Here is a 26,528-nt window from a genome sequence, read left to right on the forward strand (position 1 = left end):
TCCACCTCCTATGCCTTACCTATCGGCGGCTTTGTATCATTTTACAGTGAAAAATGGCTTAATTTTCGCTGTTGACCCCTACGCTGCGGCATATCGTATGTTTTTGACAAGGAGGGAATCAGGATGAATCTTGTCATGGAAAAGACCTTTGAGCAATACGAAAAGCTGTTTTCAATGGAAGAACAGAAAAGAGAAGATGAATTTCGGTATACGATGATGAGGCCGTTTGAAAAGATGTGGACCGCCATCCATGTTCCGCTGAAAGCGAAGGAGCCAAACGGCTATGATGTGATCATGGCTGCGAAAATGCTTGGCTATTTGGATGTCCGTGATGTTGAAATCGGACAGAAAGCACTGCGAATACTGAAAGAATCACATGTTTCAGAGACTGCGGAATCTGCACTTCGGCAATGCATATTTTTTGATGAGCGCGAACAGCTGCGGGTGAATGCAAAGGAGATCAAATTCGGCCTTTATATCGCTGATCCAAATAAGCTTCAGCTGCAAAAAGGCTACTGCGGGTTTGGCGGGATACCGGGCTTTATTCATGTATGGATTGATCCGAACCGTTATAACCTGCCAAGGATTCCTTCCATTATTGCTCATGAGTTTCATCATAATTTGCGGTTTTCGTATATAGATTTTCATCATGGCTCTGTAAGTGTCGGGGATTATCTTGTGATTGAAGGATTGGCGGAATCATTCGCCAGAGAGCTGTTTGGTACGGAACGATTGGGCCCTTGGGTAACTCGTTTTGATCATGAGGATTTGCAATATTCCATTGATGTGATTAATGAGGTGTTGGATGTGAAAGGATTTTCGGAAGTCAGCCGTTATATGTTTGGTGATCCAATTGCTAAAGACAAAGGATTTGAACCTGTAGGTTTATCGGCTTTTGCGGGTTATGCAGTTGGCTATCATGCCGTTCAGTCATTTATGAATCAACATCATATCACGATAAGCGAGGCCACACGTTTGGATGCGAAGGCCATTCTTTCTCAGTGCGGATTGTTTTCCAAATGAAAAAAAGCGTCACATACAGCGGCGCTTTTTGATTCCCAAAACCAGCAGTTCTATGGCGGCACAGGCGGCAATTCCGATTGTATATGCTTCGATATCGCTCCATAAAAAACCGTACCCTAGTACAAGCCCGCCAAGAGAAGTATCTCTAATCTGGTCGATCCATTCGGCATGATAGAGCTGGCTGAATTCAATGACAAAACAGAAAGAAAGACTGATAATGCCCGTTATCATTGTCTTCAGCTTCCGAAATAGAAATCCGCATCCCGTGAAGATCATGGCGGCCCACAACGAGTCTCCCAGATAAGTATTGAGGGTATCAGGAAGAACACTGGAGAATGCTCTGGATCCAAGCCCCAGCCCAATGATCAGTATGGTGAAAACTGCATATATCCAACGATTTCGCTTCATTGCGAATTGATACCCCGTCTCTGCTTCATCTCCCTGTATTGTAAGGAATATAGCTTTTATTTGTCCACTAAAAAAGCGGCTGAATAGCCGCGTAGGGTGTTTATTTTGCTTTTAGGTTTACATGGTCGGCTGTCTGATCCGTGCCTATTACAAAATGGAGTTCATAGCGGCCTGTATCATATACATAATCGATTTCATCGGTAAACGGGACGGTTAACACCCGATTTGCTGGTCCTAATTGCTTCTGCAGCACTTCCGGCGTAACTCCGCCTAAATTCAGCTGCCGTTCCACACCGGTTCCAAAGTATCGGATTTCTGAAATTGTCATGTCTTTATGATAGGAAAATCCGTAGCCCGGCTGTCCCATATTCCAGTGATATAAATCAAATCGATTGTCTCCCCCGACTGGTCTTTCCGGTTCCCCAAACGCAGCGTGGACATCCCCTTTTGTGCTTTTGTTAATGGTAAGGCCTTGCGCCTGCTGAGGCATTTCTCCTTTGTAGGCGGTGTTGTAAAGGTTTTTGACGAGCTCGGAGGCTGATTGGGTTGTATTTTCATAGAGTGTATTTGTTTGAGCTGCAGCCTTTGCCGGTGCTGAAAAGGACGCAGCCCCAAAGCCGGTAAAACAGCTTGTTACTGCTGCTGCCGCGGTTATAGCAGACATTGTCTTTTTCATGTTAATCCCTCCTAATTGATCTACCATTCCGTTTCCCCGTGTTTTTGCAACGAAACATGTGAGTGCGCTTTGTATGTTTTATTGAGTTGTTGTAAGGGAACTGAAATAGGTAATTCGGTATATAAAGCAAGAAAGGGGAATGGAGATGCCTGGCAAGAAAAAAATCACAATAAACGGCGTTGAAATGGAAGCGTCCGAGGAACAGACGGTGCTGCAGCTTTTGAATAACAGCTCGATTGAAGTGCCGCAAGTTTGCTATCATCCAAGCTTAGGGCCGATTGAGACATGTGATACGTGCATCGTCAGCATCAATGGTGAGCTGAAGAGGTCGTGCTCCGCTGAATTAAAGGATGGGGATATCATTGATACGCTCTCACCTGACGTGAAAAAAGCGCAGGTCATCGGGATGGACAAGATTTTATATAATCATGAGCTTTATTGTACAGTTTGCGATTACAACAATGGGGGATGCGAAATACATAATACGGTGAAGGAAATGAAAATCAATCACCAAAGCATTCCGTTTGATCACAAGCCATACCATAAGGATGAATCCCATCCGTTTTATCGGTATGATCCAGATCAATGTATTTTGTGCGGACGCTGTGTTGAGGCATGCCAGGACGTTCAGGTAACTGAAACGCTGACCATTGACTGGGAGCGGAAACGCCCGCGCGTCATTTGGGATAACGACGTGCCGATCAATGAGTCGTCATGTGTGTCATGCGGCCATTGTTCAACGGTCTGTCCGTGCAACGCGATGATGGAAAAAGGAATGGAAGGGGAAGCCGGATATTTAACAGGCATCAATAACGAAACGCTGCGACCGATGATTGAGATCACGAAAGGCGTAGAGACAGGCTACGGCTCGATTCTCGCCATTTCTGATATGGAATCGGCCATGCGTGATGAACGAATCAAAAAAACGAAAACCGTCTGCACGTATTGCGGCGTCGGCTGCAGCTTTGATGTCTGGACAAAGGGCAGAGACATTCTGAAAGTAGAGCCGCAGGAGGAAGCGCCAGCCAACGGCATTTCTACTTGTGTGAAAGGCAAGTTCGGCTGGGATTTCGTCAACAGCGAAGAACGCCTGACAAAGCCGCTGATCCGGGAAGGCGATCATTTCCGTGAAGCAGAGTGGGAGGAGGTGTTATCGCTGATCGCCAGCAAGTTCACTGAATTAAAAGAGGCGTTTGGCCCGGATTCTCTCGCTTTTATTACATCTTCTAAATGTACAAATGAAGAATCCTATCTTATGCAAAAGCTGGCCAGAGGGGTCATTGGCACAAATAATGTGGACAACTGCTCCCGCTATTGCCAATCTCCTGCGACTGCCGGCCTGTTCCGGACAGTCGGCTATGGCGGTGATTCAGGATCAATTACAGATATCGCGCAAGCGGACCTTGTTTTGATTATCGGTTCGAACACGTCTGAGTCGCATCCAGTCTTATCCACTCGCATTAAACGGGCTCATAAGCTGAGAGGGCAGAAAGTGATCGTCGCGGATATCAGAAAACACGAAATGGCAGAACGCTCCGATTTATTTGTCCAGCCGCGTGCCGGATCGGATATCGTCTGGCTGAATGCGATCGCCAAATATTTAATAGAAAACGGCAAGGCCGATGAACGATTTTTGAGAGAAAGAGTGAACGGACGGCATGAATATGTAAAAAGCCTCGCGCCGTACACACTTGAATATGCTGAGGAGAAAACCGGGATTGATCAAGAAACCCTTATCCAAATGGCAGAGATGATCGGGCAAGCTGACAGTGTGTGCGCATTGTGGGCGATGGGCGTGACACAGCATATTGGAGGAAGCGACACGAGCACGGCGATCTCTAATCTGCTGCTTGTGACAGGAAACTACGGAAAACCGGGAGCAGGTTCTTACCCATTGCGCGGCCATAACAACGTGCAGGGAGCAAGTGACTTTGGGAGTATGCCTGACAGACTACCGGGCTATGAAAAAGTGACGGACGAACAAGTCCGCCAAAAATACGAGCGGGCATGGGGCGTACCGCTGCCGAAGGAGCCGGGTATGACCAACCACGAAATGATTGAAAAAATCCATTCCGGACAGTTGAAAGCGATGTATGTAAAAGGTGAAGAAATGGGCCTTGTCGACTCCAATATCAATCATGTACACGCTGCATATGAAAAGCTTGATTTCTTTGTGGTGCAGGACATTTTCCTTTCACGTACAGCGGAGTTTGCTGATGTGGTTCTTCCTGCGAGCCCAAGCCTTGAAAAAGAAGGAACGTTTACAAACACAGAACGCCGGATTCAGCGTTTGTATCAGGTATTTGAACCGCTGGGTGAATCAAAGCCGGATTGGCAGATTATTATGGAGGTTGCCAATAAGCTTGGCGCCGACTGGCTCTATGAGCATCCTGCAGACATTATGGAGGAAGCAGCCAAGCTGTCGCCGATTTATGCCGGTGTCACCTATGAACGTCTTGAGGGCTATAATTCCCTGCAATGGCCTGTAAACGCTGATGGAAAGGATTCGCCTTTACTCTTTACAGAGCGCTTCCCTTTCCCGGACGGCAAGGCCATTCTCTACCCTGTCCAGTGGACAGAGCCTAAGGAATTCGGTGAGGAATATGATATCCATGTCAACAATGGGCGGCTCTTGGAGCACTTCCACGAAGGGAACCTGACTTACAAATCAAAAGGGATTTCGGAGAAAACACCGGAAGTGTTCTTAGAAATTTCTCCTGAGCTTGCGGCAGAACGAGGGATTCAGGACGGAACCCTCGTCAGACTCACATCGCCTTTCGGAAATGTCAAAGTGAAGTGCCTGATTACTGATCGAGTCAAAGGGAAGGAAGTATATCTGCCAATGAACGATTCAGGGGAAGCGGCGATCAACCTGTTAACAGGCAGCCATGCCGATAAGGATACCGATACGCCTGCTTACAAAGAAACATCGGCCAAGATGGAAATTTTGAAGCACGACGGAATCAGCCCGCTGCCTAAGATCAACCACCGCAACGGCAATCCGCAGCCGCAAATCGGTGTGCAGGTTCATAAGAAATGGGCGCGGAAGGATTATATTTTCCCTGGTGACGCTGTGAAAAGGGGGATGGGCCATAATGGCTAAAGCGATTAAACGAATCCAAAAAATCGAGGTAACAGAAGAGGATCAGCGAAAGCGTGATTTGCGGGAAATTGAAGATGCTCTAATTGACCACAAAGAAGCGATTCTCGAAACATTGCATATGCTGGGCCATATGAACGAGCGCGGTGTCCTGCCGTTGCTCCGCGGCCTTTTTGGCCAAGGGGATAAAGTTCTTGATATCCTGGTGAAAAAGGCAGATACAGAGGAAACAGCCAATACGCTGAAAAATCTGCTTCTTCTGTTTGGAACACTCGGCATGCTGGACGTGAAGCAGCTGGAGCCTCTCATTTTGAAAGTGAATGCGGGTGTGGCAAGCGCTGTAGAGCAGAAAAACAGTGAAGAAAAGACAGGTTATTTTGATATTATCCGCTCGCTAAAAGACCCGGAAATCAACAAATCAATTACACTGCTCTTTTCCTTTTTAAAAGGAATGGGACAAGATACAAAGGAGCTGGAACGCACGACGCAGCCTCCGGAACACCAAAAACATCATCAGGAACCTCGAGAGAAAAGAGGAATGAATAAGCGAGATTGACCTCCCACCCGAGCGGCTTCAGCCAGCTCGGGTTTTTTGATGAAAAGGTCTAATGGACTAGTAAAAAATATTCAAATACTAGGAAGAAGTAAGATTGTGATGAATGAGATAGAAATAATCGTTACTTTCTTACCTGTTAAGAAAAGGAAAAATCTGATTATAATAGAAATCGATTACTTTAGATGGGGGAACAATCATGAAAAAAGTCTTATTACTATTATTTGTCTTGACGATCGGGTTAGCGCTTTCTGCGTGCAGCCAATCGAGCGATGCGTCAGAGAAGGAAAAACCGAAAGAGAAAAAATCGCAAGAAGAGCTTGAAAAGGAACTTGATAAGGAATTGAAAAAAGGCGGTGAGCCGAAGACCAAAAAAGATGATCAAATACATAAAATAGGAGAAACATTTAAAGCAGGACATACGAATTTTACAGTGAATAAAGTTGATAGAGTGCAAAAAGGTGAATATATGAATGTTGGCGGAGCTGTAAATGAGGAGACAAAAACAATAAAAGATGATGAGGAACGGCTTATTATAGAAGTTACGATGGAAAATATAGGGGAAGATTCAATAAGCTACAATTTTATCGGGTTTGATTTAAGAGATAAGAATGATCAATCAGTGCGGCCTGTTTTTTCTATAGAAGAGAAGGGCAGAATCCTTATGGGAGGAACACTAGTATCGGGGAAAAAGGTTACAGGTGTACTCAGTTATGTCATCCCTAAAGGAGAACAGAAACATTACACACTGGTATATAATCCGTTTTTAGCTGATACAAATAGCAGTAATACAGAAGAGAGAGTAAAGGACGATATTGATTACTTGGTGAAGTTAGATTAGAAGCTAATTTACAGTTGCACGTTTTTCATCTGTGGAAAACGTGCATTTTTTATAGCGAAACTTGACTTGAAAGGATGAGTGATAAAAGTGCAAACCAAATGGCTGGAACGGGCACAGCGAATTCGGGCGATCGCACAGGCTGGGCTTGCTTTTTCCAAGGATGTGTACGACAGGGAGAGGTACGAAGAGCTAATGAAGCTTAGCACGGAAATGATGGCGGATTACTCGGAGAAGGACATTGAAGTTATCACTGATTTATGGCAAGGCGAGAAGGGCTATCCGACACCGAAAGCGGATGTTCGCGGCGCAGTATTCCGAGAGAATCAGATTTTGCTTGTCCGGGAGAAGCATGATGAGCTGTGGTCGCTGCCGGGTGGATTTTGCGAGATTGGTTTATCGCCAGCTGAAAACGTCGTCAAGGAGATCAAAGAAGAGTCGGGGTACGATACAGAGCCGTCTCGATTGCTGGCCGTGCTAGACAGCCATAAACACTCTCATCCCCCTCAGCCTTATCACTATTATAAAATCTTCATCGCATGCAGCATGACGGGCGGGCAGGGGGAAACAGGGGTCGAGACGAATCATGCCGCTTTTTTTCCGGAAGACAGACTCCCGCCGCTCTCTCCTAAACGAAACACACCCTCACAGCTTAGCATGCTGTTTGACTTTTTGCGCCATCCGGACAAGAAAACGATATTTGACTAAAAAAGAAAGAGCCTATGGGCTCTTTCTTTTTTATAATGTAATGTGTTTTTCGTTGGCGAGTTTCAGAAGGGTCAAAATAGAATCGGCTTGTTTATGGCCGAGTTTTTGCTTTAATTTGTTTTCTTCAACTAATCGGCTGCCATAAATTTTGACAGAGGCTTTGTCGACGACAGTATGCCAGTTTTCCTGTTTTTTTCCCTCAACAAGCGGTTTTTCATGTCTCTCAGAAAAAGAGAACACAAACAGTACGAATGCAAGTGAAAGTAGGATGCCGACAACTTGTTTTTTGTAATCAGTCTGTGCTGCCACGTTGTTCTCTCCTTCACCTTTTACCTTCTATTTAATCATAGAATCAGCTTATTTTACATAATGGGAAAGTCATTTTTGGAGTTAGTGCATTTGGTTGAAAACAGAGGCGTTTTTTGAGCGGAGCGGTGCAATTGAATCTATATTGGCTTTGCGTGCTTATGCCTAAGGTCACGTTGTGAACCAAAACAGCAGTGCAGAATAGAAAAAAATTGAAAGATTATGGTAAGATGAACGAAATTCGAGGGGGAATATATGATGCCTGCATCAAACATCGTGATCGCCTGCCTGCTGTTATCAATTTAATTATTTGTGGTAGTCCCTCTCTTTTTCGAAAGCGGGAGGTGAAGTGGAACATTAATTGCTGAATTCTTTCAAGGGGAGTGACCGTACATGAATGTGTTAAACCGCCGGCAAGCCTTGCAGCGAGCGCTGCTCAATGGGAAAAACAAACAGGATGCGTATCATCCGTTTCCATGGTACGAATCGATGAGAAAGGATGCGCCTGTTTCCTTTGATGAAGAAAATCAAGTGTGGAGCGTTTTTCTTTATGATGATGTCAAAAAAGTTGTTGGGGATAAAGAGCTGTTTTCCAGTTACATGCCGCAGCAGACAAGCTCTATTGGAAATTCCATCATTAACATGGACCCGCCGAAGCATACAAAAATCCGTTCAGTCGTGAATAAAGCCTTTACTCCGCGCGTGATGAAGCAATGGGAACCGAGAATTCAAGAAATCACAGATGAACTGATTCAAAAATGTCAGGGGCGCAGTGAGTTTGACCTTGTTCACGATTTTTCATACCCGCTTCCGGTTATTGTGATATCTGAGCTGCTAGGAGTGCCTTCAGCGCATATGGATCAGTTTAAAGCATGGTCTGATCTTCTGGTCAGTACACCGAAGGATAAAAGTGAAGAAGCTGAAAAAGCCTTTTTGGAAGAACGAGATAAGTGTGAGGAAGAACTGGCTGCGTTTTTTGCCGGCATCATAGAAGAAAAGCGAAACAAACCGGCACAGGATATTATTTCTATTTTAGTGAAAGCGGAAGAAACAGGCGAGAAGCTGTCCGGTGAAGAGCTGATTCCGTTTTGCACGCTGCTGCTGGTGGCCGGAAATGAAACCACAACAAACCTGATTTCAAATGCGATGTACAGCATATTAGAAACGCCAGGCGTTTACGAGGAACTGCGCAGCCATCCTGAACTGATGCCTCAGGCAGTGGAGGAAGCCTTACGTTTCAGAGCGCCCGCCCCGGTTTTGAGGCGCATTGCCAAGCGGGATACGGAGATCGGTGGGCATCTGATTAAAGAAGGTGATATGGTTTTGGCGTTTGTGGCATCGGCAAATCGTGATGAAGCGAAGTTTGACAGGCCGCACATGTTTGATATCCGTCGCCATTCCAACCCGCATATTGCGTTTGGCCATGGCATCCATTTTTGCCTTGGGGCTCCGCTTGCCCGTCTTGAAGCAAATATCGCGTTAACGTCTTTGATTTCTGCTTTTCCTCATATGGAGTGCGTCAGTATCACTCCGATTGAAAACAGTGTGATATACGGATTAAAGAGCTTCCGTGTGAAAATGTAATAGATAAGGAGACTGGAGATTCATGAAAAAGTACCATATTTCGATGATCAATATCCCGGCATACGGACATGTCAATCCTACGCTTGCTTTAGTAGAGAAGCTTTGTGAGAAAGGGCACCGTGTCACGTACGCGACGACTGAGGAGTTTGCGCCCGCTGTTCAGCAAGCCGGTGGAGAAGCATTGATCTATCATACATCCTTGAATATTGATCCTAAGCAAATCAGGGAGATGATGGAAAAGAATGACGCGCCCCTCAGCCTTTTGAAAGAATCACTCAGCATTCTGCCGCAGCTTGAGGAGTTATATAAGGATGATCAGCCTGATCTGATCATCTATGACTTTGTTGCGCTGGCTGGTAAGTTGTTTGCTGAAAAGCTTAATGTTCCGGTCATTAAGCTCTGTTCGTCATATGCCCAAAATGAATCCTTTCAGTTAGGAAATGAAGACATGCTGAAAAAAATAAGAGAAGCAGAGGCTGAATTTAAAGCCTACTTGGAGCAAGAGAAGTTGCCGGCTGTTTCATTTGAACAGTTAGCTGTGCCGGAAGCATTAAATATTGTCTTTATGCCGAAGTCTTTTCAGATTCAGCATGAGACGTTCGATGACCGTTTCTGTTTTGTCGGCCCCTCTCTCGGAGAACGGAAGGAAAAAGAAAGCCTGTTGATTGACAAGGATGATCGCCCGCTTATGCTGATTTCTTTGGGTACGGCGTTTAACGCATGGCCGGAATTTTACAAGATGTGCATCAAGGCATTTCGGGATTCTTCATGGCAAGTGATCATGTCGGTTGGGAAAACGATTGATCCAGCAAGCTTGGAGGATATTCCTGCTAACTTTACCATTCGCCAAAGTGTGCCGCAGCTTGAGGTGTTAGAGAAAGCTGATTTGTTCATCTCTCATGGCGGGATGAACAGTACGATGGAAGCGATGAACGCAGGTGTGCCGCTTGTCGTCATTCCGCAAATGTATGAGCAAGAGCTCACTGCAAATCGGGTTGATGAATTAGGCCTTGGCGTTTATTTGCCGAAAGAGGAAGTGACTGTTTCCAGCCTGCAGGAAGCGGTTCAGGCTGTATCCAGTGATCAAGAGCTGCTCAGCCGCGTCAAGAATATGCAAAAGGATGTAAAAGAAGCTGGCGGAGCGGAGCGTGCGGCAGCTGAGATTGAAGCGTTTATGAAAAAATCCGCTGTCCCGCAGTAAAAACATAAAAACCGAAATCAATTTGATTTCGGTTTTCTGTTTAAATATTTTTTTTCATCCCGCATCTCCGGCATTCTCTAAGAAATTTTCCGCCTTTTACAGAGCTTTTGAACAGTGTGTAATCACAGTTGTCGCAGCGCCCGCTGCGGGCGTCCGGATATTCATTGAATTCGTAAACGATCGATGTATCGTAGCCTTTTGTTTCATATTCTTCTTTTTTTGTTTCCATGTCGTCCCTCCGTTACAAGACGTGTCTGCTGTTTATCTTACAGCAAGCTTCCGGCGTATTCAATGGATTTTAGAGGTTTGGGTTTATCTTGATTTCTCCCTTGGTTTGCGCCAAAATAGCTTTAATAAGCTTGTATACATAAAAAGCCTATGCAAAGAGGAGAGGAAACGGGTATGGGAAAAGGGTTACTTGGAAAACGTGTGGCAATCGGTGGCTCACGAAAAACGGAAGAAATCAGTACAATCATTGAAAAACAGGGCGGAATACCTGTCATCCGGCCTCTCCAAGGTACAGTTTACTTAGCAGAGAAGCAGGTGGAGCCGGATTTGCGGACGTTTGCGGAAGAAAAAGCTGACTGGGTCATTTTCACGACAGGCATCGGGTTGGAGACTCTTGTCGATATGGCAGAGAAAATTGGACTGAAAGATGAGTTTCTGCAGGCCATTCGCCAAGCGAAAGCGGCATGCCGGGGATACAAAACGCTGTCTGCGTTGAAAAAGCTTGGGATCACACCGGAAGCTTCGGATGAAGACGGGACAACAAGAGGCTTAATCCGTTCTTTGGAGCCTCACGACTTTTCAGGAAAAACAGTCATGGTGCAGCTTCATGGCGAAAAAGCGCCGGCTCTCATGGCATTTCTTGAAGAAAAAGGCGCGTCTGTCCTGCCGATTCTGCCTTATCAGCACATCCCGCCGGAGGAGGAAACGGTGGAGCGGTTATGCCGAGAGCTGATGAACGATGAGATCGATGCCGTTTGTTTTACAACGGCCATTCAGGTTCGTTCCCTGTTTGATTTTGCCAAGGGGCGAGGTTATATCAATGAAGTGAAGAAGGTATTCGAAGAACGCGCCATCGCAGCTGCTGTCGGAAAAGTGACTGCTGAAGCACTGCGGGAAGAGGGCATTACGAGACTGCTTGCGCCAGAGATTGAGCGGATGGGTGCGATGATTGTTGAGCTGGCCAAGTATTATGAAGAAAAGGAATAACAAGTACAAAAAGCCGCTTTTCCCTCGGAAAGCGGCTTTTGTCTGTCATTCATTCTGCTTCAGCTGCTGATGAACGGTGAATAATGATGGGTATGTCAGCACGCTTAAGATTACACAAGTCAGCGCGGCTGAGGCCATCGTTGTAAACACGATTAAGAGTTGAAAGCGTACTGCCTGAATCGGGTCCGCGCCGGCTAGAATCTGGCCTGTCATCATGCCGGGAAGCTGGACAAGACCCAGTGTTTTCTGGCTTTCGAGCGTCGGGATCATACTCATTTTCATCGCTGAAGTAAGAATGCGCTGTATGGATTGCTTCGGTGTGCCGCCAAGTGACAATATTAATTGAATTTCTTCTTTGCGAACGCCGACTTCTGAGTTAAGCCGGTTTAGAAACAAACTCGAGAGCACCATCGAATTTCCGATGACCATCCCGCTGATCGGAATGACATATCGTGCCGTAAGCGGAATGATATGAAGAGACAGCAGAATTCCCTGCGTCACAATTTCTACGATTGCTAACGCGGCAAACACCCTCCAAAACGAACCGATAGTATTTTTCTTTCGCTTGATGACATTTTGCGCCGCCACCGCGAGCATTAACAGCACCATCAGCAGGATAAAAACAGGGTGGTCTCCGCGAAAAATCAGCGACAAAACATAACCGATGATAAGCAGCTGCACCGCGGCCCGGATGGTGGCGATGATCATGTCTTTTTCTACACCGGCTTTAAAGGATTTTGATAAAAACAAGGCGATCAAAACAAAGATCATCGTTAAAGAGAGAGAAAGGTAATCCATTACCGAGTGCCTCCCTTCAAAAATTCTTTCGCTGCTTCATGCTGCGGAGCGGAGAAAAATGTTTCGGTTTCTGCGATTTCAAGCAGCCGGCCATCTGCCATAAACCAAATGGTATCGGCTACTCGTTTTGCCTGCTCCATATTATGAGTGACCCACATGACTGTCCATTTTTTCTCTTGATGCTGACGTTTGATCAGTTCTTCAATCTCAAGAGCAGAAACCGGGTCCAATGCCGACGTGATCTCGTCCAACAATAGAATGGAGGAAGGATTTGAGAGCGTTCTGGCCAGTGACAGTCTTTGCCGCTGCCCGCCCGATAAGTCTCTGGCGCTTCTGTCTAACAGCTCTGACGGCAGCCCTGTAAGAGAAGCCAGCTTTTCAGGAGAGTACAGCTGGGATTGATGCAGCCTTTGTACAAGACTTAAATTGTCACGCACTGTCCCGTCGAGCACGGGAGCCGATTGAAACGCGAGGGCTGCCGTTCTCCTCAGCTCATTGACATTCCATTCTCTTACTTCCTTTCCATATATTTTGATTTCGCCGCTGTCAGGCGTTCTCATTAAATTACACATAGAAAGGAGGGTGCTTTTGCCTGAGCCGGAAGGGCCTAAAACGGCTACGATTGCACCCTGTTGAATGTCTCCGGTGACATCCTGCAGCACATCATAGGTTTGTCCATCTTGTTTATAGCTTTTTCTGACTGATCTGAAGGAGATGGCTGGTATGTTTTGTGTTTGATCGTTTGCTTCCATTACAATAATCACCTTTCAATATAAGTAGGCTGACATTATATTTAACTATAACGTGAAACAGATTCCTTTTGGTAGCACAAATAAAGGAGAACAGGCTTTCACCCATTCTCCTGCAGATGCTACGCAGTCAGATTTGACTGTGCTTTCTTTTTCGGTTTTCTCGGCTGTGAAGCGAAGGTATGTAACATCATCCCCGCTATTATAATGAACAAACCGGCAAATGATAATAGAGATGGGAAAACGCCTGACAGCAGAACAATTTCACCAAGCAGCGCGAAAATCACTTCACCGGATTGAGTGGCTTCAACAGCTGCGAGTTTTTGCGGATTGTCTCTTACCATATCAGTGGCCCAGAAAAATAAAACCGTCGCAATGATGCCTGAGCTGACGGCAACGATAAAGGATTGAACGGTTTGACTTGCTGTTGGAAGGCCATCTGACCACCAGCCGTAAGCTGCTAATATAAGCCAGAATGGAAGGCTTGCCAATGTCATTCCAAGCACGCGCTGAAATGTATCAAGCCGGCCTCCGTATTCTTCGAGCATTCTCCTGTTTCCTAACGGATAGGCAAAAGCCGCAATGACAACCGGCAGCACACTGAAAAGCAGCATCCTCCCAGAAAGCGATTCTGCATGCTGAAGCTGAATCAGAGCCGCTCCAATCAGGATGATCACAGAAGTGCCAAGTGAAACCAGGGGAATCTTTTGGCGAACGAGCTGCGGACCGCCCGGCATATCTTGTTTGACATAAAACAAAGGAGATAAGAGCACCCCGGCTACAATTGTAATTTGCCAGGTTCCGGCTATGAGCCACCCCGGACCGTATGCAGCCGCAAATGTAATCGGCGCGTAAAAAAGCACGAAACCGACGAAGCTCCATTTGATCCAATAAAACGGCTTTTTCCTCATCTCTAGTAAAAGAGGCGTGAATGTCCCTCTCATGATGACAATCAAACATAAAAACGGCACCATAAAAATAAAGCGCAGCGAAGAGCTCCAAAGCCAGCTGCCTCCTGATAACTCCATCGCTCTGTTTAATATAAAGGTAACGGCGAAAAAGAGTGAAGCCAATATTCCGATAACGATAGCTTTCATGATATCCCTCATTCTGGCATTATTTTTTTATACTATACTATTCGGTATCATGCAGATCAATGGAATCATGAGAAAAACATCATGTTTTGCGAACCGCTATGTGTGGAAGACAAAAAAGGGAGGTGAAATTGATGGAAAAAGAGACACAGACATACTTCTTTCCGGATGACGGCAGGATTCCGAATCACCCTGATTTTCCGCTCGTGGTGTATCAAAACGCGCTTAAGGACACCGGACTGGCAGAGCGGATCGTCATCCGGCATGGCTGGTCAAACAGCTGGTCAGGGAGTGTTTTTCCATACCATCATTATCACAGCAATACGCATGAAGTCCTGTTTGCCCTTAGGGGAGAGGCTGTGATTCAGTTTGGGGGTGAAAAAGGGGCTGCCATCCCTTTCAAATCAGGCGACGCAGTCGTGATTCCAGCCGGAGTCGGACATAAAAAGCTCAGCTCAAGCCCCGATTTTACTGTCCTTGGCGCCTATCCCGGTGGCGTTCAGTACGATATGAAGACGGGGAAGCCGAATGAGCGGGAGGAAGCGGTCAAACAGATTAAGCAGGCGGCGTTGCCGGCGAATGATCCGATCACAGGAAAAAGAGAGCCTCTATTGGAAATATGGGTAAAGTGAAGGGGGGGAAATTGCTGGATTGTCAAAAACTAGTGTCGCAGAAACGATATGACATGAGCTCCATATAAATTAATTTCATAATCGAAGCAATTCACGTTCAAATTTTGTTCAAAAAGTGTTATCATATAGAAGGTAATCGAATTGGAGTTTTTTGTGTTTGCTATTTTCAGAGAGAGTAAAGGATTTTGACTTATTCAATTGTTTATTTTTAGATAAAAATAATACTGAATATGGCAAGATGAAAAACTGGGTAGTAAACATTTATTTTTGTAAATGATTGTGCATGAATTCACAATCCTTATTCTTATGCCTTAAAAGCGTGAGACAGGGAGAGGCACTACCCTTTCCAAAAAAATCAGCAAACTGCTTATAGTAAAGGAGAATTGGATATGCCAGAAACAATCGATCAAACAAATGCGTCTGTCAGCCAAAGCCAGCAAGATCTTATTGATCAGCTATTAAAGCCAGAAGTTCAAGAATCATTGACTGTTTTAGTTGACCAGCTTCCGAAGCTGACTGAGTTAGTGAATATTTTAACGAAGTCTTATGATTTCGCTCAGTCTGTAGCGACTGACGAAGTGTTAAAGAGCGACACAGTCGGTGCGATCACTGAAATTCTCGAGCCTGTAAAAGAAACAGCGAAAGAAGTAGCTGCGACTGCGATTGAAGCAAAAGACCGCGCGGAAGCAAGCAACGAAACAATTGGACTTTTCGGCCTTCTTCGCATGCTGAAAGATCCTCAAGCTCAAAAGCTGTTCCGTTTTGCTAACAGCTACCTTGAAGTCATGAACGAACGCGAAAACCAAAAATAATCTCAGATTCAAATTGATATAAAGGACGGAGGATATACGATGTCAAAACATATTGTCATTCTAGGCGCTGGTTATGGCGGAGTTCTTTCTGCTCTAACAGTTCGCAAACATTACACAAAAGAACAAGCACGCGTGACAGTGGTAAACAAATACCCTACTCACCAAATCATTACGGAATTACACCGCCTTGCTGCAGGCAACGTGTCTGAAAAAGCGGTTGCAATGCCATTAGAAAAACTTTTCAAAGGCAAAGACATTGATCTTAAAATTGCGGAAGTAAGCTCTTTCTCTGTTGATAAAAAAGAAGTTGCGCTTGCTGACGGTTCTACATTAACTTACGATGCGCTTGTTGTAGGTCTTGGTTCTGTAACGGCTTACTTCGGCATCCCAGGTCTTGAAGAAAACAGCATGGTATTGAAATCTGCTGCCGATGCGAACAAAGTCTTCCAACATGTTGAAGATCGTGTGCGCGAGTACTCTAAAACGAAAAACGAAGCAGATGCAACAATCCTTATCGGCGGAGGCGGCTTAACAGGTGTTGAGCTTGTTGGCGAGCTTGCTGACATCATGCCGAACCTTGCGAAAAAATACGGCGTAGACCATAAAGAAATCAAATTGAAACTTGTTGAAGCAGGTCCGAAGATCCTTCCTGTTCTTCCGGATGATCTTATCGAGCGTGCGACTGCAAGCCTTGAAAAACGCGGCGTTGAGTTCTTAACAGGTCTTCCTGTTACAAATGTAGAAGGAAACGTAATTGATCTGAAAGACGGATCTAAAGTTGTTGCCAACACATTTGTTTGGACTGGCGGCGTACAAGGTAACCCATTAGTCGGTGAATCAGGTCTAGAAGTGAACCGCGGACGCGCGACTGTAAATGACTTCCTGCAATCTACATCTCATGAAGATGTATTCGTTGCTGGAGACAGCGCAGTTTACTTCGGTGCAGACGGCCGTCCATACCCGCCAACTGCACAAATCGCATGGCAAATGGGTGAGCTGATCGGTTACAACCTATTCGCTTACCTGGAAGGCAAAACGCTTGAAACATTCAAGCCAGTAAACTCTGGTACACTTGCAAGCCTTGGACGCAAAGACGCGGTTGCCATTATTGGTGCTAATTCTACACCGCTTAAAGGTCTTCCTGCTTCCTTGATGAAAGAAGCAAGTAATGTACGATATTTGACACATATTAAAGGACTTTTCAGCCTGGCTTACTAATCCTTTTAATGAATCTGGCATTGCCAAAAGCATTCCTTTCCGAGTGCTTTCTGGCAATGTCTTTTTTTATGTTTATGACAGCGTTAACATTTCATTTTCAAAAAAAGAGATTGATCCCAGAGGAATATAAAGGTAAAATAAAAACAAATCAAAATGTTAACGTTAACATTTTGAAATAGAATGAAAGACGGTGAGGACATGGAACCCTTCATGGGCGAAAACTTTTTATTGAAAAATGAAACCGCTGTCAGCCTCTATCACAAGTATGCGAAAGACATGCCGATTATTGATTACCACTGCCACTTAAGCCCGAAAGAAATCTATGAAAATAAAACATTTCAAAACATCACGGAAGCCTGGCTGTATGGTGACCATTATAAATGGCGCATCATGAGAGCCAATGGAATTGAGGAGACATACATCACCGGAGATGCGCCTGATGAGGAGAAATTTATGGCTTGGGCGAAAACCGTGCCGATGGCGATTGGCAATCCACTCTACAACTGGACTCACTTAGAATTGCAGCGTTTTTTTGGCATTTATGAGATTTTAAACGAGAAGTCCGGGCCGGCTATATGGAAACGGACAAATGAACTGCTCCAAGGGGATGGCTTCGGGGCAAGGGATTTAATCGTGAAATCAAATGTAAAGGTCGTGTGTACAACGGATGACCCTGTCGATTCTCTTGAATACCATTTATTATTAAGAGAAGACAAAGACTTTCCTGTCAGCGTGCTGCCCGGATTTCGGCCGGATAAAGGACTTGAGATCAATCGTGAAGGCTTTCCTGAGTGGGTGCAGGCGCTTGAAGATGCCGCCGCCATATCCATTACAACCTATGATGCGTTTTTAAAGGCTTTGGAAAAACGAGTGCGATTCTTCCACTCAGCCGGCGGCAGAGTTTCTGATCACGCGATAGATTCAATGGTATTTGCCGAAACAACAAAAGAAGAAGCTGGACGGATTTTTTCTGACAGATTACAAGGAACAGAGGTTTCTTATGAAGATGAGAAGAAATTTAAGACATATACGCTTCAGTTTCTTTGCGGTTTGTATGCGGAGCTCGATTGGGCGATGCAGTTTCATATCAACGCTTTAAGAAACACGAATACAAAAATGATGAAAAGGCTCGGACCTGATACAGGGTATGATTCAATGAACGATGAAGAAATTGCTAAGCCTTTATACAAGCTGCTGAACTCAGTTGAGATGAAGAACCAGCTGCCGAAAACGATTTTATATTCACTGAATCCAAATGATAACTATGTCATCGCCAGCATGATCAACAGTTTTCAGGACGGTATTACCCCGGGAAAAATACAATTCGGCACAGCCTGGTGGTTTAACGATACTAAAGACGGAATGCTCGACCAAATGAAAGCGTTATCAAATGTTGGCCTTTTCAGCCGTTTTATCGGCATGCTCACCGATTCCAGAAGCTTTCTTTCGTATACGCGCCACGAATATTTCAGGCGGATCGTCTGCAATTTGATTGGGGAATGGGTGGAAAACGGCGAAGTGCCGCGCGATATGGAACTTCTGGGAAGCATCGTTCAGGGGATTTGCTATGACAATGCGAAACACTACTTTCAATTTCAAGAAGAGAAAGCAAACGTGTAACAAAGTGTCCGCTCAGTATCGCTGAGCGGACCACTATCCGAAAATTCTTAAGGCACAGAGGTGGAACATGCGAACTGAACTGGCAAATAAGGTTGTGTCGGTCGAAACGGAAAAAAGGCTTTCATTGAAAGAGAAAATGTCCTATGGTTTTGGTGATTTTGGCAATGGTTTTATGTTTGATCTCGGCCAGATTTATTTATTGAAGTATTTCACTGATGTAGCGGGAATCCCCGCTGCGATGGCCGGCGGCATTTTTTTAGTCAGTAAGCTGTTTGCGGCGATAACAGATCCAATTGTCGGCTCATCAATCGATTATCGCAAAAATATCGGCAAACGGGGGAAATTCAGGCCTTATCTATTAATTGGCAGCATCGTGCTTGCGGTGCTTACTGTTCTTATTTTTCTGTCTCCCAATGTATCAACGACCGGAAAACTGATTTATGCATATGCATCCTATATGATTTGGGGCATCGGCTATTCGTTTGTGAATATTCCGTACGGCTCATTAGGGGCAGCGATGACTCAAAATTCTGAGGACCGGACCTCCATTTCGACGTTCCGCCAAATCGGATCACTTGGCGCCTTGTTTATCACAAGTGTTGCCGTGATGCCGCTGCTCATCAAGTTTGATAATCCGAAGGTCGGCTACCCGGTGGTCATGGGCTTGTTCGCCGCACTCGGTGTGCTTTGGTTTTATATTTGCTACCGCAACTGCAAAGAACGCATTGTCATATCGGAAGCACCCAAAGAAAAATTAACACTCTCATCTGTCGTCAAAACATTTATTACAAATAAACCGCTGTTAACCCTTGTCCTGATGACGATTTTTTCAATTTCCGCATACAACATTAAATCCGCCATGCTAGTCTATTTCGCACAATATAACTTGGGCAATGTTGAATTAATGGCTTATATGAACTTCATCATTATCGGTTCTTCCTTTTTGGGCGTCGTATTCCTTCCAAAGCTCGTCAAGATGTTTGGAAAGAAACGAACGGCAATGATCGGCTTCGGCATCAGTGTGGCCGCGGATCTGATCAACTTTATGCTTCCATCTAACGTTTATGTGTTTACAATTCTCGCCAGTATCGCCTTTATCGGAATCAGTATCCCAAATGGCATCACGTGGGCTCTTGTCTCCGATATTATCGACTATGGTGAATGGAAATCCGGTGAACGGAAGGAAGCAACGACATATTCACTTTTCAATTTCTCAAGAAAGCTTGCTCAATCTTTGTCTGGCTTTCTCTCGGGGATCGGTTTGGGGATTATCGGCTATGTGCCGAATGCAGTCCAGACAGCACAGGCGCTGATTGGCATCAAAGCGCTGCTTCTTCTGTATCCGGCCATTGCGTTGGCATTAGCGATGATCATTATCGGCTTTCTTTATAAACTCACAGACCAGCAGCATGCTCAGATCGTTCAGGATCTTCATCAAAAGAACTGACAATATAATATAAAGAATATTTAAAATAATTTGTAAATAAAATGTGTTTGTAGGGGTTTCACTAGGGGAGTGCCCAAAAAACTGAAAAGGAAGGAGGCACTTGTTTGAAAACGATAACAATTGCAGCTGAAGAAGCAAAGGGACTCGTTCGGCAAAAGCTGGCCGGTGCCGGTTTGAATGAACGAGATGCTGAAAAAGTAGCAGATGTTCTCGTGCACGCTGATTTGCGCAATGTACATTCGCATGGCGTGCTGCGCACAGAACACTATGTGAACAGGCTTTTAGCGGGAGGGATCAATCCTGGGGCACAGCCTGTTTTTAAAGAAACGGGGCCTGTGACCGGGGTGCTTGACGGAGACGATGGTTTCGGTCATGTGAATTGCGACATGGCGATGGACCATGCAATTGACATGGCGAAGAAAAAAGGAGTCGGCATGGTCACGGCCGTAAACAGCAGCCATTGCGGAGCGCTAAGCTATTTTGTGCAAAAAGCGGCTGACGAAAAGCTGATCGGAATGGCAATGACGCATACAGACAGTATCGTTGTCCCGTTTGGGGGGAGGACTCCTTTTTTAGGGACAAACCCGATTGCTTACGGTGTTCCGGCTAAGCACAAAAAACCGTTTATCCTAGATATGGCGACATCCAAAGTGGCTTTTGGGAAGATTCTGCAGGCCCGTGAAGAGGGCAAAGAAATTCCTGAAGGATGGGGAGTCGATGAAAACGGAGAAGCCGTAACTGATCCTGACAAGGTCGTCTCACTTTCAACATTCGGCGGCCCGAAAGGCTATGGACTATCGATTGTGGTGGATGTGTTTTCCGGATTGCTGGCGGGCGCGGCTTTTGGCCCTCATATTGCCAAAATGTACAGCGGTCTTGATCAAAAAAGAAAGCTGGGGCATTACGTTTGCGCGATCAATCCAGCCTTTTTTACTGACTGGGATACGTTTTTAGAGCAGATGGATGCCATGATTGATGAACTGCAGCAATCACCGCCGGCTGTTGGATTCGAAAGAGTGTATGTGCCCGGCGAGATCGAGCAGCTGCATGAAGAAAGAAATAAGAAAAACGGAATTTCTATCGCCCGGAGCGTGTATGAATTCTTAAAAAGCAGGTGAGTAAAATGAAAGCGGTTCAAGTGCGAAAAGCGTATGATCTGGTGACAGCGGAGGTGAAGAAGCCAGTTCTTTCAAAGGATGATGAAGTGCTCGTGAAAGTCAAGCGAGTCGGCGTTTGCGGTTCAGACATGCACATTTATCATGGAACGAATCCGCTCGCTACCCTCCCGAGAGTCATCGGACACGAGGTAACGGGACAAGTGGAGGCAGTTGGTGCGAATGTACAGAGCCTAAAACCCGGTGATCATGTGGTGATTGAGCCGATTTCTTATTGCGGATCGTGCTATGCCTGCCGCAAAGGGCGGCCGAATGTTTGCGCCAAGCTTTCTGTATTTGGCGTACATGAGGACGGAGGCATGCGGGAATATATTGTGCTTCCGGAAAGGCAGCTTCACGCGGTCTCAAAGGACTTGCCTTGGGAGGAAGCAGTCATGGCCGAGCCTTATACGATAGGCGCCCAGGCAGTGTGGAGAGGCCAGGTGGAAAAAGGTGATACCGTCCTGATCCAGGGAGCGGGACCCATCGGGATCTGTGTGTTAAAAATGGCAAAACTGGCGGGCGCTGCTGTCATGATGACTGACTTGAACAACGATCGGCTGGCATTTGCGAAAGAAAACGGCGCCGATGCTGTTGTAAATGTCCAAGCAGAACATGTTGCCGAGCGGGTCCTTGAATGGACTGGGAATGAAGGAGCAAACGTGGTCATTGATGCTGTTTGCCTGCCGGAGACTTTTGCACTTTCAATTGAGGCTGTGTCACCGGCGGGACATGTGGTTGTGCTTGGATTTGATGAAAGAGCGGCTCAGATTTCTCAGCTGCCAATTACAAAAAAAGAAGTCACGATAACCGGATCCCGATTGCAGACCAATCAGTTTCCAAAAGTGGTAGAGCTTTTGAATGGAGGCCGGTTAATGCATAACGGGCTGGTGACCCATACATTTTCAGTTGATGACGTTCATCATGCATTTCAGTTTATTAAGGAGCATCCAGATCAGGTGCGAAAAGCCGTCATCACGTTTGATTAAATGACTGAATCCGGAGGTGCGAGCATGAATATGACATTCCGATGGTATGGACGAGGCAACGATACAGTCACACTTGAACACGTGAAGCAAATTCCCGGTGTCAAAGGCATCGTTTGGGCTCTCCATCAAAAGCCCGTCGGCAACGTGTGGGAAAAAGAAGAAATCAGAGCCGAGACTGAATATATTCAATCCTATGGTTTTCATGCTGAAGTTGTAGAAAGCGTGAATGTTCACGAAGCAATTAAACTTGGGAACGAAGAACGCGGCCGGTATATTGAAAACTACAAGCAAACGATCCGCAACCTTGCCGGATTTGGCGTGAAAGTGATCTGCTATAATTTTATGCCGGTTTTTGATTGGACACGCACGGACATGTTCCGGCCGCTAGCAGATGGATCGACCGCTCTGTTTTTTGAAAAGGCCAAGGTGGAAAGCCTTGATCCTCAAGAGCTGATTCGGACGGTGGAGGATGCATCTGACATGACACTGCCGGGGTGGGAGCCAGAAAAATTGGCTCGGATCAAAGAGCTTTTTGCTGCCTACAGAACGGTCGATGAAGAAAAGCTATGGGACAATTTATCATTCTTTTTGCAGGAAATTCTTCCTGTTGCTGAGGCCTATGGTGTTCAAATGGCCATTCATCCGGATGACCCGCCGTGGCAGATTTTCGGACTGCCGCGCATTATCACAGGAGAGGCAAGCTATAAGAAACTGCGGGCGATATCAGATTCACCGTCTAATTGTATCACCCTTTGTACAGGTTCAATGGGAGCCAATCCCGCTAACGACATGGTGGAGATCGCTAAAACGTATGCCGGCATCGCTCCATTTTCACATATTCGCAATGTGAAAATTTATGAGAATGGTGATTTTATTGAAACATCTCATTTAACAAAGGATGGTTCGATCAACATTCAAGGCGTGATGGAAGAACTGCATAAGCAGGATTACGAAGGATATGTCAGACCGGATCATGGGCGCCATCTTTGGGGCGAGCAATGCCGCCCGGGATATGGCTTATACGATCGGGCACTTGGCATCATGTATTTGAACGGGTTGTGGGACGCCTATGAAGCAATGGCAAAAAAAGAGGTGGGCGTATGATCCCGCTGCATGAGAACCTGGCAGGTAAAACGGCTGTCATCACTGGCGGCAGCGGCGTGCTTTGCTCTGCGATGGCACGGGAGCTAGCCCGTCATGGCATGAAGGTGGCGATATTGAATCGGACGGCTGAAAAAGGCCAAGCGGTCGTGAAGGAGATAACGGCGGCTGGCGGCACAGCGTGCGCTGTTGCTGCGGATGTGCTGGACAGGATGTCACTGGAGCGGGCAAAGGAAGACATCCTCGGCCAATTTGGCGCTGTTGATCTGTTAATTAACGGGGCTGGCGGCAATCATCCTGACGCGATAACCGATGTGGAGACATATGAAGAAGCGGGAGAAGGCCAATCCTTTTTTGATATGGATGAGAGGGGCTTTCTAACTGTATTCTCCACCAACTTCACCGGTGCGTTTCTGGCCACGCAAGTGTTTGGAAAAGAGCTGCTGAAGGCACATTCACCCGCGATTATCAATCTTTCTTCGATGAGTGCTTATTCACCTATGACGAAGGTTCCGGCATACAGTGCCGCGAAAGCATCCATCAATAATTTTACGATGTGGATGGCTGTTCATTTTGCCGAAACCGGGCTGCGGGTCAATGCGATTGCCCCAGGCTTCTTTCTGACAAAACAAAATCATGATCTGCTGATCAACCAAGACGGAACATTCACCAGCCGATCTCACAAAATTATTGCGGGAACACCGATGAAGCGCTTCGGAAAACCCGAGGATTTGCTCGGTACGCTCCTTTGGCTGGCGGATGAATCCTATTCCGGTTTTGTCACTGGGATCACCGTTCCTGTCGATGGAGGATTTATGGCTTATTCAGGTGTGTAACGAAAGCGGTGCAACAGAAACTGAACCAACATAGGGGTGAGGTTGAGATGTTTTCAAAAGATAAGCTTCCCGTTATCCTTTTTTTGTTCCTGGCAGGGGTGATTAATTACCTGGATCGCTCGGCGCTTTCCATTGCAGCTCCTTTTATTCAGGATGATCTCACATTGTCTGCCACGCAAATGGGCTTGATTTTCAGCAGTTTTTCGATAGGTTATGCGATTTTTAATTTTCTTGGGGGCGTGGCATCCGACCGCTATGGGGCAAAGCTGACCTTGTTTGTCGCGATGGTTGTTTGGTCGCTGTTTAGCGGAGCAGTCGCCCTCGCTTTTGGCTTTGTCAGCTTGCTGATTATCCGTATTCTCTTCGGAATGGGAGAAGGCCCGCTTTCGGCGACCATCAACAAGATGGTGAACAACTGGTTCCCGCCGACCCAGCGGGCGTCTGTTATCGGTGTAACCAACAGCGGCACGCCGCTCGGGGGAGCCATTTCCGGCCCGATAGTCGGCATGATCGCAGTAGCGTTCAGCTGGAAGGTATCCTTCGTTCTCATTATGATTATTGGATTGATATGGGCAGGGCTCTGGTTCAAGTTTGTCAAAGAAAAGCCGCAAGAGACGATCAAGGAAGCACCGGCAATAAAAGCAGAAACGTCTCCCGGAGAAAAAATTCCGCTCACCTTTTACCTGAAGCAAAAAACGGTCCTGTTCACGGCGTTCGCTTTTTTCGCTTACAACTACATCCTCTTCTTCTTTTTGACATGGTTTCCGAGCTATCTTGTCGACGAGCGGGGATTAAGTGTTGAATCGATGAGTGTCATCACGGTCATACCGTGGATTTTAGGATTTATCGGGCTGGCTGCGGGGGGATTTGTTTCTGACTATGTGTACAAAAAAACGGCACGAAAAGGTGTGCTGTTCTCGCGCAAGGTTGTGCTTGTCACGTGTTTGTTTTCATCAGCTGTCCTGATTGGTTTTGCCGGGCTGGTGGCAACGACTGCGGGCGCTGTCACACTGGTCGCTTTGTCAGTATTTTTTCTATATTTAACAGGTGCTATCTATTGGGCAGTCATTCAAGATGTGGTTGATCAAAACAATGTCGGTTCTGTTGGCGGCTTCATGCATTTCCTCGCCAACACGGCAGGAATTATCGGCCCGGCTTTAACCGGATTTATTGTTGACCAAACAGGCACGTTTTCTGGAGCATTTTTGCTTGCCGGAGGGCTGGCTGTCTTCGCTTCACTTGCTGTGATTCGTTTTGTCCGTCCAATCATTGGCAAGCCAGCGGGAACAGAAGCTGAGAATCCTGTGTCTTATTAATCTGGAAATATAGTGGGAGAGGCGGTATGTTTGATGATACAATATACAGTAAATAATCGCAGCCGGTATGATAAGGAAGGGAATTAGATGGTAACCATAAAAGATATCGCAAAACTCGCAAACGTATCCCACACTACTGTTTCCAGAGCACTCAACAACAGCCCTTACATCAAAGAACATACGAAGAAAAAAATATTAGAGCTAGCAGAGCAGCTCAACTATACACCAAATGTAAATGCGAAAAGTCTGGCGATGCAAAAGTCGCATACGATCGGGCTGTTCTTTACAAGCATTACAAACGGAACCTCGCACAGCTTCTTTGCAGACACAATTAAAGGCGTCAATCAAGCCATAAGTGAGGATTACAATCTGTATGTGCGCGGCATTGATGATCTGAAAAACTATGACTCCGTTACACCGATGAGATATGACGGCATCATTTTAATGAGCCAAAGTGACATTGATAATTCTTTTATTTACCATATTCGCGAAAAAAACATTCCGCTTGTCGTGCTGAATCGTGATATTGATGATCGCACCATCACGAATATTTTGTCCAATGACAAGGAAGGCTCTCAAGAAGCTGTAGAATACTTCATTCAGTCCGGACATCAAGACATCGCCATCATCGAGGGGATCGAAGGCTTTAAATCCTCCCAGCAGCGAAAGGAAGGCTACTTATCTGCACTGATTCAACATCATATTCCGATCAAGCATGAATACAGTGTCAAAGGACAGTACGATATGGAAAGCGGCTTTCAAGCGATGGAGCGGCTGCTGGCACTGCCGAATCCTCCAACCGCTGTTTTTTGTTCGAATGATGACATGGCAATCGGAGCGATGAATGCGATATTCGCAAAGGGCCTGCGCGTTCCTGATGATATTTCGGTGATCGGGTTTGATGATATTGGGTTTTCACAGTACATCACGCCAAGACTTACAACAGTAAAGCGCCCAGTGGAGAAAATCAGCGTGCTTGGCGCGCAAAAACTCTTGTCTCTGATCAGCAAGCCCGAAACAAAAGCAGAAAAAATCTTGGAAAACACAGAATTTATGGTGCGTGATTCAGTCAGACGATTGACGACGTGATGTCCCGTTTTTCAGCGGGCATTCTTTATACAGAAAAATGTTAACGTGTGCATAAAAAGAG

At 45.9% G+C, this 26,528-nt stretch carries 26 protein-coding genes; 19 read left to right on the top strand and 7 right to left on the bottom strand.

Annotation, left to right across the window (positions count from 1 at the left end):
- Nucleotides 1-123 precede the first annotated feature (123 nt).
- Nucleotides 124-1,023 (top strand): DUF2268 domain-containing protein, encoded by a 900-nt coding sequence (locus tag NSU05_RS06440; protein ID WP_038428809.1) that lies wholly within the window; start codon nt 124-126, stop codon nt 1,021-1,023.
- Nucleotides 1,024-1,032: 9 nt separating this feature from the next.
- On the opposite strand, the gene NSU05_RS06445 is transcribed toward NSU05_RS06440, so the two are convergent.
- Both NSU05_RS06445 and NSU05_RS06450 read right to left on the bottom strand, forming a co-directional pair.
- The gene (locus NSU05_RS06445) at nt 1,033-1,431 is read right to left on the bottom strand and encodes a DUF2809 domain-containing protein (RefSeq protein ID WP_009967034.1); all 399 of its coding nucleotides are present in this window, start codon (nt 1,429-1,431) and stop codon (nt 1,033-1,035) included.
- Nucleotides 1,432-1,531: 100 nt separating this feature from the next.
- Complete coding sequence (locus tag NSU05_RS06450) at nt 1,532-2,107, bottom strand: YjgB family protein (RefSeq protein ID WP_021479505.1); 576 nt, start codon at nt 2,105-2,107, stop codon at nt 1,532-1,534.
- A gap of 145 nt (nt 2,108-2,252) precedes the next feature.
- Between NSU05_RS06450 and fdhF the strand changes: the two genes are divergently transcribed.
- From fdhF to NSU05_RS06470, 4 genes are all read left to right on the top strand, one after another.
- Nucleotides 2,253-5,210: a formate dehydrogenase subunit alpha gene (gene fdhF, locus NSU05_RS06455; protein WP_038428811.1), complete on the top strand. Its 2,958-nt coding sequence runs from the start codon at nt 2,253-2,255 to the stop codon at nt 5,208-5,210.
- Nucleotides 5,203-5,763: a DUF1641 domain-containing protein gene (locus tag NSU05_RS06460; protein ID WP_003232799.1), complete on the top strand. Its 561-nt coding sequence runs from the start codon at nt 5,203-5,205 to the stop codon at nt 5,761-5,763. The genes fdhF and NSU05_RS06460 overlap by 8 nt, the downstream gene beginning before the upstream one ends.
- A gap of 196 nt (nt 5,764-5,959) precedes the next feature.
- A complete protein-coding gene (locus tag NSU05_RS06465) occupies nt 5,960-6,601 on the top strand; it encodes a DUF4352 domain-containing protein (RefSeq protein ID WP_003244850.1) in 642 nt (213 codons plus the stop codon).
- Nucleotides 6,602-6,679: 78 nt separating this feature from the next.
- A complete protein-coding gene (locus NSU05_RS06470; RefSeq protein WP_082200940.1) occupies nt 6,680-7,306 on the top strand; it encodes an NUDIX hydrolase in 627 nt (208 codons plus the stop codon).
- Nucleotides 7,307-7,336: 30 nt separating this feature from the next.
- Here NSU05_RS06470 and NSU05_RS06475 read toward each other — a convergent pair whose 3' ends face one another.
- On the bottom strand, nt 7,337-7,615 hold the full coding sequence (locus NSU05_RS06475; RefSeq protein WP_003232791.1) for a hypothetical protein: 279 nt from the start codon (nt 7,613-7,615) through the stop codon (nt 7,337-7,339).
- A gap of 390 nt (nt 7,616-8,005) precedes the next feature.
- Here NSU05_RS06475 and yjiB point away from each other — a divergent pair, with 390 nt between their 5' ends.
- Complete coding sequence (gene yjiB / locus NSU05_RS06480; RefSeq protein WP_038428813.1) at nt 8,006-9,196, top strand: monooxygenase YjiB; 1,191 nt, start codon at nt 8,006-8,008, stop codon at nt 9,194-9,196.
- 22 nt (nt 9,197-9,218) lie between these two features.
- Nucleotides 9,219-10,397 carry a glycosyltransferase gene (locus NSU05_RS06485; protein WP_038428814.1) on the top strand — a complete coding sequence of 393 codons (1,179 nt, stop codon included), beginning with the start codon at nt 9,219-9,221 and terminating at the stop codon, nt 10,395-10,397.
- A 40-nt stretch (nt 10,398-10,437) separates the two neighbouring features.
- On the opposite strand, the gene NSU05_RS06490 is transcribed toward NSU05_RS06485, so the two are convergent.
- Entirely contained in the window at nt 10,438-10,626 is a 189-nt protein-coding gene (locus NSU05_RS06490; protein WP_003232781.1) for a hypothetical protein, read from the bottom strand.
- A 173-nt stretch (nt 10,627-10,799) separates the two neighbouring features.
- Here NSU05_RS06490 and NSU05_RS06495 point away from each other — a divergent pair, with 173 nt between their 5' ends.
- Nucleotides 10,800-11,612 carry a uroporphyrinogen-III synthase gene (locus NSU05_RS06495; protein ID WP_015715713.1) on the top strand — a complete coding sequence of 271 codons (813 nt, stop codon included), beginning with the start codon at nt 10,800-10,802 and terminating at the stop codon, nt 11,610-11,612.
- A gap of 45 nt (nt 11,613-11,657) precedes the next feature.
- On the opposite strand, the gene fetB is transcribed toward NSU05_RS06495, so the two are convergent.
- The 3 genes from fetB to NSU05_RS06510 all read right to left on the bottom strand — a co-directional run bounded on the left by fetB (nt 11,658) and on the right by NSU05_RS06510 (nt 14,256).
- Nucleotides 11,658-12,410: an iron export ABC transporter permease subunit FetB gene (gene fetB / locus NSU05_RS06500; RefSeq protein WP_003232776.1), complete on the bottom strand. Its 753-nt coding sequence runs from the start codon at nt 12,408-12,410 to the stop codon at nt 11,658-11,660.
- Nucleotides 12,410-13,162, bottom strand: coding sequence for an ATP-binding cassette domain-containing protein (locus NSU05_RS06505; RefSeq protein WP_015715714.1), 753 nt, complete (start codon nt 13,160-13,162; stop codon nt 12,410-12,412). Before NSU05_RS06505 ends, fetB begins: the two co-directional genes overlap by 1 nt.
- A gap of 119 nt (nt 13,163-13,281) precedes the next feature.
- The gene (locus NSU05_RS06510) at nt 13,282-14,256 is read right to left on the bottom strand and encodes a multidrug resistance efflux transporter family protein (RefSeq protein WP_033884360.1); all 975 of its coding nucleotides are present in this window, start codon (nt 14,254-14,256) and stop codon (nt 13,282-13,284) included.
- Between the two features lie 131 nt (nt 14,257-14,387).
- On the opposite strand from NSU05_RS06510, the gene NSU05_RS06515 reads away from it, so the two are divergent.
- From NSU05_RS06515 to NSU05_RS06565, 11 genes are all read left to right on the top strand, one after another.
- Nucleotides 14,388-14,885, top strand: coding sequence for a cupin domain-containing protein (locus NSU05_RS06515; protein WP_038428815.1), 498 nt, complete (start codon nt 14,388-14,390; stop codon nt 14,883-14,885).
- Between the two features lie 389 nt (nt 14,886-15,274).
- Nucleotides 15,275-15,697, top strand: coding sequence for a DUF1641 domain-containing protein (locus NSU05_RS06520; RefSeq protein WP_003220510.1), 423 nt, complete (start codon nt 15,275-15,277; stop codon nt 15,695-15,697).
- Nucleotides 15,698-15,736: 39 nt separating this feature from the next.
- The gene (locus tag NSU05_RS06525) at nt 15,737-16,915 is read left to right on the top strand and encodes an NAD(P)/FAD-dependent oxidoreductase (protein ID WP_015383407.1); all 1,179 of its coding nucleotides are present in this window, start codon (nt 15,737-15,739) and stop codon (nt 16,913-16,915) included.
- Between the two features lie 198 nt (nt 16,916-17,113).
- Nucleotides 17,114-18,535 (top strand): glucuronate isomerase, encoded by a 1,422-nt coding sequence (gene uxaC / locus NSU05_RS06530; RefSeq protein WP_038428816.1) that lies wholly within the window; start codon nt 17,114-17,116, stop codon nt 18,533-18,535.
- Nucleotides 18,536-18,602: 67 nt separating this feature from the next.
- Nucleotides 18,603-19,982, top strand: a complete 1,380-nt coding sequence (locus NSU05_RS06535) for an MFS transporter (protein WP_038428817.1) — start codon at nt 18,603-18,605, stop codon at nt 19,980-19,982.
- A gap of 104 nt (nt 19,983-20,086) precedes the next feature.
- Nucleotides 20,087-21,100: an ureidoglycolate dehydrogenase gene (allD, locus tag NSU05_RS06540; protein WP_038428818.1), complete on the top strand. Its 1,014-nt coding sequence runs from the start codon at nt 20,087-20,089 to the stop codon at nt 21,098-21,100.
- A gap of 5 nt (nt 21,101-21,105) precedes the next feature.
- Nucleotides 21,106-22,125, top strand: a complete 1,020-nt coding sequence (locus NSU05_RS06545; RefSeq protein WP_038428820.1) for a zinc-binding alcohol dehydrogenase family protein — start codon at nt 21,106-21,108, stop codon at nt 22,123-22,125.
- A gap of 24 nt (nt 22,126-22,149) precedes the next feature.
- Entirely contained in the window at nt 22,150-23,229 is a 1,080-nt protein-coding gene (gene uxuA, locus NSU05_RS06550; protein ID WP_017697310.1) for a mannonate dehydratase, read from the top strand.
- Nucleotides 23,226-24,062, top strand: a complete 837-nt coding sequence (locus NSU05_RS06555) for an SDR family oxidoreductase (protein ID WP_017697311.1) — start codon at nt 23,226-23,228, stop codon at nt 24,060-24,062. The genes uxuA and NSU05_RS06555 overlap by 4 nt, the downstream gene beginning before the upstream one ends.
- A gap of 47 nt (nt 24,063-24,109) precedes the next feature.
- Nucleotides 24,110-25,378 (top strand): MFS transporter, encoded by a 1,269-nt coding sequence (locus NSU05_RS06560; protein WP_038428821.1) that lies wholly within the window; start codon nt 24,110-24,112, stop codon nt 25,376-25,378.
- An 87-nt stretch (nt 25,379-25,465) separates the two neighbouring features.
- Nucleotides 25,466-26,467 carry a LacI family DNA-binding transcriptional regulator gene (locus NSU05_RS06565; protein WP_029726237.1) on the top strand — a complete coding sequence of 334 codons (1,002 nt, stop codon included), beginning with the start codon at nt 25,466-25,468 and terminating at the stop codon, nt 26,465-26,467.
- Nucleotides 26,468-26,528 lie beyond the last annotated feature (61 nt).

The sequence above is a fragment of the Bacillus sp. EU52 genome (assembly GCF_037964975.1).
GTDB classification, from domain to species: domain Bacteria; phylum Bacillota; class Bacilli; order Bacillales; family Bacillaceae; genus Bacillus; species Bacillus subtilis.

What these genes read in the sequence shown, in the direction of transcription:
- NSU05_RS06525 (WP_015383407.1), top strand. Translation starts at nt 15,737, where the DNA reads ATGTCAAAACATATTGTCATTCTAGGCGCTGGTTATGGCGGAGTTCTT.
- fdhF (WP_038428811.1), top strand. Translation starts at nt 2,253, where the DNA reads ATGCCTGGCAAGAAAAAAATCACAATAAACGGCGTTGAAATGGAAGCG.
- yjiB (WP_038428813.1), top strand. Translation starts at nt 8,006, where the DNA reads ATGAATGTGTTAAACCGCCGGCAAGCCTTGCAGCGAGCGCTGCTCAAT.
- NSU05_RS06460 (WP_003232799.1), top strand. Translation starts at nt 5,203, where the DNA reads ATGGCTAAAGCGATTAAACGAATCCAAAAAATCGAGGTAACAGAAGAG.
- NSU05_RS06495 (WP_015715713.1), top strand. Translation starts at nt 10,800, where the DNA reads ATGGGAAAAGGGTTACTTGGAAAACGTGTGGCAATCGGTGGCTCACGA.
- NSU05_RS06505 (WP_015715714.1), bottom strand. Translation starts at nt 13,162, where the DNA reads ATGGAAGCAAACGATCAAACACAAAACATACCAGCCATCTCCTTCAGA.
- NSU05_RS06440 (WP_038428809.1), top strand. Translation starts at nt 124, where the DNA reads ATGAATCTTGTCATGGAAAAGACCTTTGAGCAATACGAAAAGCTGTTT.
- NSU05_RS06445 (WP_009967034.1), bottom strand. Translation starts at nt 1,431, where the DNA reads ATGAAGCGAAATCGTTGGATATATGCAGTTTTCACCATACTGATCATT.
- NSU05_RS06465 (WP_003244850.1), top strand. Translation starts at nt 5,960, where the DNA reads ATGAAAAAAGTCTTATTACTATTATTTGTCTTGACGATCGGGTTAGCG.
- NSU05_RS06535 (WP_038428817.1), top strand. Translation starts at nt 18,603, where the DNA reads ATGCGAACTGAACTGGCAAATAAGGTTGTGTCGGTCGAAACGGAAAAA.
- NSU05_RS06485 (WP_038428814.1), top strand. Translation starts at nt 9,219, where the DNA reads ATGAAAAAGTACCATATTTCGATGATCAATATCCCGGCATACGGACAT.
- NSU05_RS06560 (WP_038428821.1), top strand. Translation starts at nt 24,110, where the DNA reads ATGTTTTCAAAAGATAAGCTTCCCGTTATCCTTTTTTTGTTCCTGGCA.
- NSU05_RS06510 (WP_033884360.1), bottom strand. Translation starts at nt 14,256, where the DNA reads ATGAAAGCTATCGTTATCGGAATATTGGCTTCACTCTTTTTCGCCGTT.
- NSU05_RS06555 (WP_017697311.1), top strand. Translation starts at nt 23,226, where the DNA reads ATGATCCCGCTGCATGAGAACCTGGCAGGTAAAACGGCTGTCATCACT.
- NSU05_RS06565 (WP_029726237.1), top strand. Translation starts at nt 25,466, where the DNA reads ATGGTAACCATAAAAGATATCGCAAAACTCGCAAACGTATCCCACACT.
- NSU05_RS06520 (WP_003220510.1), top strand. Translation starts at nt 15,275, where the DNA reads ATGCCAGAAACAATCGATCAAACAAATGCGTCTGTCAGCCAAAGCCAG.
- NSU05_RS06450 (WP_021479505.1), bottom strand. Translation starts at nt 2,107, where the DNA reads ATGAAAAAGACAATGTCTGCTATAACCGCGGCAGCAGCAGTAACAAGC.
- NSU05_RS06545 (WP_038428820.1), top strand. Translation starts at nt 21,106, where the DNA reads ATGAAAGCGGTTCAAGTGCGAAAAGCGTATGATCTGGTGACAGCGGAG.
- NSU05_RS06515 (WP_038428815.1), top strand. Translation starts at nt 14,388, where the DNA reads ATGGAAAAAGAGACACAGACATACTTCTTTCCGGATGACGGCAGGATT.
- uxaC (WP_038428816.1), top strand. Translation starts at nt 17,114, where the DNA reads ATGGAACCCTTCATGGGCGAAAACTTTTTATTGAAAAATGAAACCGCT.
- NSU05_RS06490 (WP_003232781.1), bottom strand. Translation starts at nt 10,626, where the DNA reads ATGGAAACAAAAAAAGAAGAATATGAAACAAAAGGCTACGATACATCG.
- fetB (WP_003232776.1), bottom strand. Translation starts at nt 12,410, where the DNA reads ATGGATTACCTTTCTCTCTCTTTAACGATGATCTTTGTTTTGATCGCC.
- uxuA (WP_017697310.1), top strand. Translation starts at nt 22,150, where the DNA reads ATGAATATGACATTCCGATGGTATGGACGAGGCAACGATACAGTCACA.